Genomic DNA, 8,352 nt, shown 5'->3' on the forward strand with positions numbered 1-8,352 from the left:
GCAGGCAAGTTGATCGTGTCGCCAATGGCTCGGCAAAATCATTTCGTAATTCCTTCCCTATTGTTGTTGACAGCACGTCCGAAAAACCTTAATGTGAAGCCCGTGTTTTTTGGTCTTGAACACGGGCAATCCCTGACATGATTACCCGCGAAGAACTGCTGAAATTGGCTGCATTGGCTCGTCTGCGGCTGGATGAAGCGGAAATCCCGCGCTTCCAGAAGGACATTGCCGAAATGCTGGAGTATGTCAGATTGCTCGAAGAAGTTGATACTTCGCAGGTCGAAGCCGATTCGCCGGTTACGCCGTCAGGCAACGTCTTGCGCGAAGATGAAGTGCAACCATCGTTGCCGACAGAAGAGGCGCTTAAGAACGCCCCGGAGCGCGAAGGCAATTACTTCAAAGTACCGCGAGTTGTTGACAATTGAGAATCGTCGGCGTGATTCCGGCGCGATTGGGCTCTAAGCGACTGCCCGGCAAGGCCTTAGTGAAGGTCGCCGGTACGGAAATGGTGCTTTACGTCTACCGCCGCGCGCGCAGGTACCGGCGTTTTGACCGGCTACTGGTGGCAACCGACGACCACCAGATCGGGCGACTGATTCAAGCCGATGGCGGCCATGTGTTTTACTCGGAGAAGCCGTTCCGGAACGGCTCGGAAAGATGTGCCGCCGCAATCGCGAATATCGACTGTGATATTATAGTCAATGTGCAAGGTGATGAAGTGATGATCGAATCGGAGCAAATCGATGCCGCTGTACGCCTCTTGGAGGCCGATCCGACCTTGCCAATGGCTACGGTAGCTTTCCCGCTCACGGGTGGACTGGTCGACCACAAGGATCGTAATCTGGTCAAGGTTGCGGTTGATGTTGCTGGACGCGCGAGAGATTTTTCACGCCAGCCGATAAATCTAAAGGGCAAGGAAATTCGCAGCTACGGTCACGCCGGCATTTACGTATACCGAAAGGAATTCCTGCTCAAGTACGCGCAACTGCCTCCGACCCCGCGCGAGCAAGCCGAATCGCTCGAACAACTGCGCGTTCTGGAATCCGGCTTTCCGATCGGTGTTGCCATAATCGACAAAACTTTGCTTTCGGTGAATTCACCGGAGGACTTGAAGATAGCTAATCAATTGCTCAGGGATGAGGGAGGAACAGTCAGGTGAACGGCGCCAAATACATCTTTGTGACCGGCGGAGTTGTCTCTTCGCTGGGCAAAGGCATCGCCTCCGCCTCGATCGGAGTGCTGCTGCAAAAACGGGGTCTCAAGGTCAACCTGCAAAAAATGGATCCGTACATCAACGTCGATCCCGGCACAATGAACCCGTTCCAACACGGCGAAGTGTTTGTTCTCGACGACGGCGCCGAAACCGATCTCGACCTGGGTCACTATGAACGCTTCACCGGCAAGTCCCTCTCCCGTGACAACAACGTCACTGCCGGCCAGGTCTATCAGGCCGTGATCAACCGCGAGCGCAAGGGCGATTACCTCGGCGCGACGGTCCAGGTGATTCCGCATATCACCAACGAGATTAAGGCGCGTATCCGCAAACTGGCGCGCCGCGACGAGACGTATGACGTCATCATTACCGAATTTGGGGGCACGGTTGGCGATATTGAGTCGTTGCCGTTTCTGGAGGCCGCCCGCCAGATCGGCCTCGAAGAAGGTCCCGGCAATACCCTATTTATTCACCTGACCCTGGTGCCGTGGGTGGAGACGGCGGGTGAAATCAAGACGAAGCCGACGCAGCACTCGGTGCGCGATCTGCGCGAGATCGGAATTCAGCCGCAGGTGCTGCTCTGCCGCACCAGCCGGCCGCTGTCCGAGTCAATTCGCGAGAAGATCGGTCTCTTCTGCAGCATCCCGGCCAAAAACGTCATCGAGTCGATCGACGTCGATACGATCTACGAAGTCCCACTTCTATACCACCAGCAAGGGCTGGATGATTTCATTGTCGACTACCTTGGCCTCGACGCCCCCGACCCGGACTTGAGCGAGTGGGAGGCGATCGTATCCAAGATCAAGCGTCCGGACGAACACGTGCGCATCGGCATCTGCGGCAAGTACGTGCATCTGAAGGACGCCTATAAATCGATCATCGAAGCGTTCGTGCACGCCGGGGCGGAAAACAACGTCAAGGTCGATCTGGTCTGGGTTTCCTCGGAGGATATCAAAACCAACGGCGCCCAGCACTACTTGCAGGGGATCGACGGTTTGCTGATCCCCGGCGGTTTTGGCGAGCGCGGTGTTGAAGGCAAGATTGAGGCAATCCGCTACGTCCGCGAGCGCAATGTTCCCTTCTTCGGCATCTGCCTCGGCATGCAGTGTGCCGTAATCGAGTTTGCCCGCAACGTCGCTGGCTTGGCCGACGCGCACAGCTATGAATTCTACCGCGACCTGAAGCATCCGGTGATCCATCTGATGGCCGATCAGCGTGATGTTACCGAAATGGGCGGCACCATGCGGCTCGGCGCGTTTCCGTGCATCCTCGATGAAAACAGCAAATCCTACGAGGCCTACGGCGAGCGGCAGATCTCTGAGCGCCACCGCCATCGCTACGAGTTCCATAATCCCTACCGCGAGCTGCTGACCTCGAAGGGTATGCGCCTGTCCGGGCTGTCACCCGATGGCAAGTTAGTTGAAATCGTCGAAATTCCTTCGCACCGCTGGTTTGTCGGTGTGCAGTTCCATCCCGAACTGAAGAGCAGGCTTGGCAACGCTCATCCGCTCTTCCGCGAATTCGTCCGTGCGGCCAAATTGTATCACGAGAATCCGCAGCAGCCGGCACTCGACCTGGAAATCGAACCGGAGCCGGCTCTAACCGCGGAACCGCGCGAAGATTACGACTTGCATTCATGATCACCATCGGTACGGAGAAATTCGGCGGCGGTCAGCTCTTCATCATCGCGGGGCCGTGCGTGGTCGAGTCGGAAAAGATCACGCTCCAGACGGCAGAGCGGCTGCGGGAAGTCACGCAGCGCCTGCATCTGCCGCTGATTTTCAAAGCCTCTTACCGCAAAGCCAACCGGCTCTCCGGGACATCCTTCACCGGCATCGGCGATATAGCCGCCTTGCGTATTCTCGAGAAGGTCAAGCACAACTTTGCCGTCCCCCTACTGACCGATATTCACGAGACCGGTGAAATCCAGACCGTCGCCCAAGTGTGTGATGTATTGCAGATTCCCGCCTTTCTCTGCCGTCAAACGGAACTGATTGTCGCCGCCGCCCGCACCGGCCGTGCGATCAACATCAAGAAGGGGCAATTTCTTGCCGCCGAAGATATGGTGCATTTGGCGCAAAAGGCGGTTGACACCGGCAATCGAAACATCATGTTAACGGAGCGCGGCACCACTTTCGGCTACCGCGACTTGATTGTCGATTTCCGCTCGCTGGTGCGGATGAAAGAAACCGGCCATGCGGTAGTCTTCGACGCGACCCATTCGGTGCAGCAGCCGGGTGGTTATGGCGGGGCTTCTGGCGGATCGCGTGAATTCGTCCGACCGCTGACACGGGCGGCCATCGCGGTCGGCATTGACGGGCTGTTCTTCGAAACGCATCCCGATCCGGCACAGGCCAAATCGGATGCTGCCACCCAGCTGCCGCTGGCGCAGGTGGAATCGTATCTTGAGGAGGTAAAACGCCTTGCGGAAATTGGCGCGCAAGCTTGATATCAATCCGGCCGCGATCGAGATGCTTGTTTTCGACGTCGACGGTGTCATGACCGACAACCGCATGATTTTCCTCAAGGACAACCAGGAAGCCAAGGCCTTTTCCGCAGCCGATGGCTTTGCCATCAAGGCCACCAGCGGCCGAATTCTGCAGTACGCGGTGATTACTGCTCGCGGCTCGGAGGTCACCGAGCGACGCTGCCGTGAGCTTGGAGTTGGGGATGTCGTCACGGCATGGGACAAAGTGAGTGCGCTCCAGGAACTAGCGGCGAAGTATGGATTGCGCTTGAACCAGATCGGTTATGTCGGCAACGACATTCCGGATCTGGTGGCGATGGAGCAGGTCGGCCTCGCGGTTTGCGTCGCCGACACCGAGCCGGAACTGCTCGAGCATTGCCACTACCAGACCAGTCGCAACGGCGGCAAGGGCGCCTGCCGGGAAGTGATCGCCTTCATATTGCAGGCGAAGGGGCTGGACTTGGTCCAGATATATAAGGACGGGATCAACAATGCTAAAACGGGCTAAGGAAGTTCTGTTGCACGAGGCTGAGTCGGTACGCCAACTGGTTGACAGGCTCGACACCTCGTTCGAGCGTGCCGTCGACGCGGTCCTCAATTGTACCGGTAAAGTCATCGTCACCGGCATGGGCAAGTCGGGCATTGTCGGGCGCAAGATCGTCGCAACTTTCAATTCCACCGGAACACCGGCGATCTATCTGCACCCCGCGGAGGGTCTTCACGGCGATCTCGGGTTGCTGCAGAAGGATGACTTGGTCATCGCTGTCTCCAAGTCGGGCAATCTCGATGAGCTCGAAAGCTTTTATCCCGTGATCGAGCGGCTCGGTCTGACCTTGATTTCGATTACCGGCAACCTGCAGTCGCCTCTGGCCAAGCGAAGCGACATCGCGCTCGATGCCTCAGTAACGGCTGAAGCCTGTATGCACAATCTTGCTCCGACCTCCTCCTCTACCGCCGCGATCGCGCTCGGCGATGCGCTGGCGCTCGTCGTGCAGGAGCAGCGCGGCTTTACGGCGGATGACTTCAAGCTTCTCCATCCCGGCGGCACGCTCGGACGCCGCCTGACCTTGCGTATCCGCGACCTGATGCACTCCGGCGACGACCTGCCCTTGGCCAACTACAAGATGCTCGTCAAGGATATGTTGGTACTGATCACTAACAAACGGCTCGGCACGGCTTTGATCATCGACGACGAGCGAAAACTTCTTGGCATCTTCACGGACGGCGATCTGCGGCGGCTCGTCAATCGCAATGACAATTTCCTGCAGAAGACCGCGGCCGATGTGATGTCACCGCAGCCCAAACTGATCGGCCCCGATGAACTTGCCGAACGCGGCCTCAAGATCATGGAAGACCACAAAATCACGGCACTGGTCGTTGTCGACGATCACCGCCGCCCCGTCGGCATCGTTCATATCCACGACATCCTCAAGAGCAAGGTCGTCTGAGCTCAGACACATTCGGTCAAAGCGTGCCCGGTGAGTACTCGCCGCGCCGGGTTGGTCTTCAAATCCGACTTCAGATTAGAAATCAGTAGCGGTAGGTCACAATTTCGCGCCGGGCGTCAAGACCTGATGCAACAGCGAAAAAGGTCTCAGGTCTGGCTGAGCACTGCTGACAGTTGCGGTGCCTCGATCTCTGACCGTCTGAATTTCGCCGCCGAATACCAGTCTCTCGGGAATATCCTCTCCCCTGACCGGTATTGCTCATAGCACAGGTTACGTGAGGATTACGCCATTTACGGCGCTTCAAGCTGAAGGGAGGACCCGCAATGCAAACCTTAAATGCATCACTCGTCAAACTCAGCTCCGCGCAGGAGTTGAAACGTCGCTACCAACGCAACATGCTGCTGGCAGATGTCACCTTGATTGCCACTATCGCGGTTACGATCGGTGCCGTTACGCTTCTTGCTGACACCGGCAGTGACCTTGGCGGAAGCCCAACGCTGCCTGACTCGATCGTAATCAAGTTCCTGCCGCCACCGCCACCGATCGACCCTGACCAGACGAGGGCAATCGTGGTTCAGGGTCAGCCTGACGAGATTCGCTTCACGTTGCCGGAAGCCGCCCCTGACGACTCGGTTGTGGTTGACTATGTCGTCGTCAGCCAGGAGAGTCTGGCCGTCATCAATTCGATCGGGATTATCGGTGACAGCGCCTTGGCTGGCCAGGTTCTGCAGGTGTTGCCCGATCTTGACGACTGTATTCCTTCGCCCGACAGTTTCATCGCGGTGGAGGAGATGCCGCAGCAGCTCTCCGCGCCGCCGCCGACATATCCCGAGATCGCGCGCAAGGCGGGCATTGAAGGCCGGGTGTGGCTGAAGTTGTTGATCGGCAAGGACGGCAGTGTCCGTGACGTGATCATCATTCAGGAGTCCGGCGCCAATGCCGGCTTTGAAGAAGCCGCGGTTGCAGCGGCATGGCAGTCGAAGTGGCGGCCGGCGCTGCAGAATAAGCAACCTGTCGCACTGTGGGTGACCTACGAAGTGAGGTTCAGATTGAAATAGGTGCGGGCTGCAAATGCATTTGACAGCCAGGACTCAAACGAGTATCCTTTGGTCGACTCTAAGGGACGGACACTTATGTACAATCGCAATCAGATCGGCACTGCACTCGGGTTAGTCATCATCATACTGGCAGCCGCGGTTTCGACCTTATCGTCGAAGACCTGGACTGAGGCTGAGCTGACGGCGCTAACGGATCACGCCTGGATCTGGAGCGACCCAAAGTACACGTATGCGCCCGATACGATTCAGGGCGGCGAGATCAAGCCGCCTAAACGCCTACTCAAGAAGAACCCCGAATTCCCTAAGGAAGCAAGCGCGGCACTCGGCGAGGGCACTGTCAAGCTCAAAGTCTTGATTGATGAGAAAGGCAAGGTTCGCAAGGTCATGGTGTTCGAGGACTCCGACACGCGTCTCGGCTTTGAGGAATCGGCGATCGCTGCCGCGTGCAAGACCTCATGGGCGCCCGCCACTCGCGACGGCAAACGGATTCCTGCCTGGGTTGTCTACGACGTCAATTTCTATCGCGAGCGCACCGAGAACGATGTCCAGCTTCGGCCCCTCGGCAAGTGGCACTGGGCGCGGGTCGAGGACAAGTACACGATGGTGCCGGCACAGCAGGCGGATTCTCTTAGTGCAGCGACTGAAGGCGAAGAGGAGTCGAGCATCGACCCGTTCGCCTTTGTCGCCGTATCGACACCACCGGTCAAAATCAAAGACGTACTGCCCCGATATCCAGAGGATGCGCGCAAGGCAGGGCAGCAGGGAACGGTCTGGATTAAGATACTCGTTGACCAATCCGGGGTCGTTCGGGAAGCCTTCGTTCTCGCTGAATCCGGATGCAACTGTGGATTCGAAGAGGCCGCCTTGCGATCCGCCCTATCTGGACGGTGGAAACCGGCAGTCGCCAACGGCACCCCGGTCATGGGCTGGGTCTCGTATCCTGTGAATTTTCGCCTGCAATAGGTTGCATGTTTGCAGAGCCGCTACCGTGGCAGGGAGAAAAGTCATGATTAGCCAAATCCTCAGGATGGTAGTAGCCGCAACATTACTGGTGCTGGCGCTCGGTATTCTAATCACTGCCGTCGCCCAAACCGACACTGCGCGGGTCTGGACGGAGGCCGAACTTGACACCTTGGATTTCGGCAAGTGGTTCTGGCACGACGCGAAGCACGCAGAGATCAAAGCCATCGAATATACCGAGTTGGATTCCACGGATCGACTTCCCGAACGCAGTTCCTACTTCAAGCCATCCTACCCTGAGAAAGCCCGATGGATGCTCACGAGCGGCGACGTCATTCTCCGTGTATTGGTTGACCATCGGGGAAAGCTGCGTTACGCCCGGATTCTGCGCGATTCGGGAACGCGGATGGGATTCGAGGAGTCTGCGCTGGATTTGGTTCGACGCTGTAAGTGGAAGCCGGGAGAGAAAGACGGTAAGCGAGTGGCTGTCTGGATGGACTACAAGGTTGACTTTCGGTTGGTACGGGAACTCGACGGCGAGCCGATTTACCAGATCGGCAAATGGGACTACTGGGTGGGGACCGACTCGATGGGGCAGTTCTTGGAGCGGTGGCCACACCTCAAGAATCGGAAGTTGCTGGAGAATGAAGATTCGGTGGCGGGTCCATCGGACTCTCTCATTCTGCCCAATAAGGTCAGAGACGTTGATCCCGTTTACCCAAGATGGGCCGAACATGCCGGAATCGAGGCTGACATATGGGTGAAAGCGCTGCTGGACGTCGACGGCAAGGTCAAGCGGGCTTCCATCATGAGGCCCGACGATAAGGAATATGCATTCAACCGGTCGACGCTGGCCGCTGCCTTAGAGGTAAAGTGGACGCCGGCGATGAAGGGCGGCAAGCCCATTCCGCTGTACGTGAGTTATAAAGTCAGTTATCGTCATTGACGGTGATTTCAGCGACAAGACAGCCATGCCGGTAGATGAAATTTACCCTTGACGCACATGATGGGCAACGTATCTTATAATGTAAACGATAGTCCAACAGCGCCTCGAAAGACGCCCGGCCGGAACCGAGACCGGCATGGTTGACTTAAGTTTTCGCCCTCGCGTTCGAAACTAATAGTAGCGGGACGCTGTTAGACTAAAGTGAGAGGAGGAGAGGGCAATGACAGCGAAATCACTCTGCTGGCCGGCGATGGCAACCA

At 57.3% G+C, this 8,352-nt stretch carries 9 protein-coding genes; all 9 read left to right on the forward strand.

The window, feature by feature from the left end:
* Positions 1 to 137 precede the first annotated feature (137 nt).
* The 9 genes from gatC to IT585_03695 all read left to right on the forward strand — a co-directional run bounded on the left by gatC (position 138) and on the right by IT585_03695 (position 8,092).
* A complete protein-coding gene (gatC, locus tag IT585_03655; protein MCC6962325.1) occupies positions 138 to 425 on the forward strand; it encodes an Asp-tRNA(Asn)/Glu-tRNA(Gln) amidotransferase subunit GatC in 288 nt (95 codons plus the stop codon).
* Positions 422 to 1,159 (forward strand): 3-deoxy-manno-octulosonate cytidylyltransferase, encoded by a 738-nt coding sequence (gene kdsB, locus IT585_03660; protein ID MCC6962326.1) that lies wholly within the window; start codon positions 422 to 424, stop codon positions 1,157 to 1,159. The genes gatC and kdsB overlap by 4 nt, the downstream gene beginning before the upstream one ends.
* Positions 1,156 to 2,853: a CTP synthase gene (locus IT585_03665; GenBank protein MCC6962327.1), complete on the forward strand. Its 1,698-nt coding sequence runs from the start codon at positions 1,156 to 1,158 to the stop codon at positions 2,851 to 2,853. Before kdsB ends, IT585_03665 begins: the two co-directional genes overlap by 4 nt.
* On the forward strand, positions 2,850 to 3,662 hold the full coding sequence (kdsA, locus tag IT585_03670; protein MCC6962328.1) for a 3-deoxy-8-phosphooctulonate synthase: 813 nt from the start codon (positions 2,850 to 2,852) through the stop codon (positions 3,660 to 3,662). Before IT585_03665 ends, kdsA begins: the two co-directional genes overlap by 4 nt.
* Positions 3,637 to 4,188 carry an HAD hydrolase family protein gene (locus IT585_03675; GenBank protein MCC6962329.1) on the forward strand — a complete coding sequence of 184 codons (552 nt, stop codon included), beginning with the start codon at positions 3,637 to 3,639 and terminating at the stop codon, positions 4,186 to 4,188. Before kdsA ends, IT585_03675 begins: the two co-directional genes overlap by 26 nt.
* Positions 4,172 to 5,128, forward strand: coding sequence for a KpsF/GutQ family sugar-phosphate isomerase (locus IT585_03680; GenBank protein MCC6962330.1), 957 nt, complete (start codon positions 4,172 to 4,174; stop codon positions 5,126 to 5,128). Before IT585_03675 ends, IT585_03680 begins: the two co-directional genes overlap by 17 nt.
* A 323-nt stretch (positions 5,129 to 5,451) precedes the next feature.
* Complete coding sequence (locus IT585_03685) at positions 5,452 to 6,186, forward strand: energy transducer TonB (protein MCC6962331.1); 735 nt, start codon at positions 5,452 to 5,454, stop codon at positions 6,184 to 6,186.
* 75 nt (positions 6,187 to 6,261) lie between these two features.
* Positions 6,262 to 7,149: a TonB family protein gene (locus IT585_03690; protein MCC6962332.1), complete on the forward strand. Its 888-nt coding sequence runs from the start codon at positions 6,262 to 6,264 to the stop codon at positions 7,147 to 7,149.
* Between the two features lie 43 nt (positions 7,150 to 7,192).
* Positions 7,193 to 8,092 (forward strand): TonB family protein, encoded by a 900-nt coding sequence (locus tag IT585_03695; GenBank protein ID MCC6962333.1) that lies wholly within the window; start codon positions 7,193 to 7,195, stop codon positions 8,090 to 8,092.
* Positions 8,093 to 8,352 lie beyond the last annotated feature (260 nt).

The organism is Candidatus Zixiibacteriota bacterium, from assembly GCA_020853795.1.
Classification (GTDB): Bacteria; Zixibacteria; MSB-5A5; order CAIYYT01; family CAIYYT01; genus JADJGC01.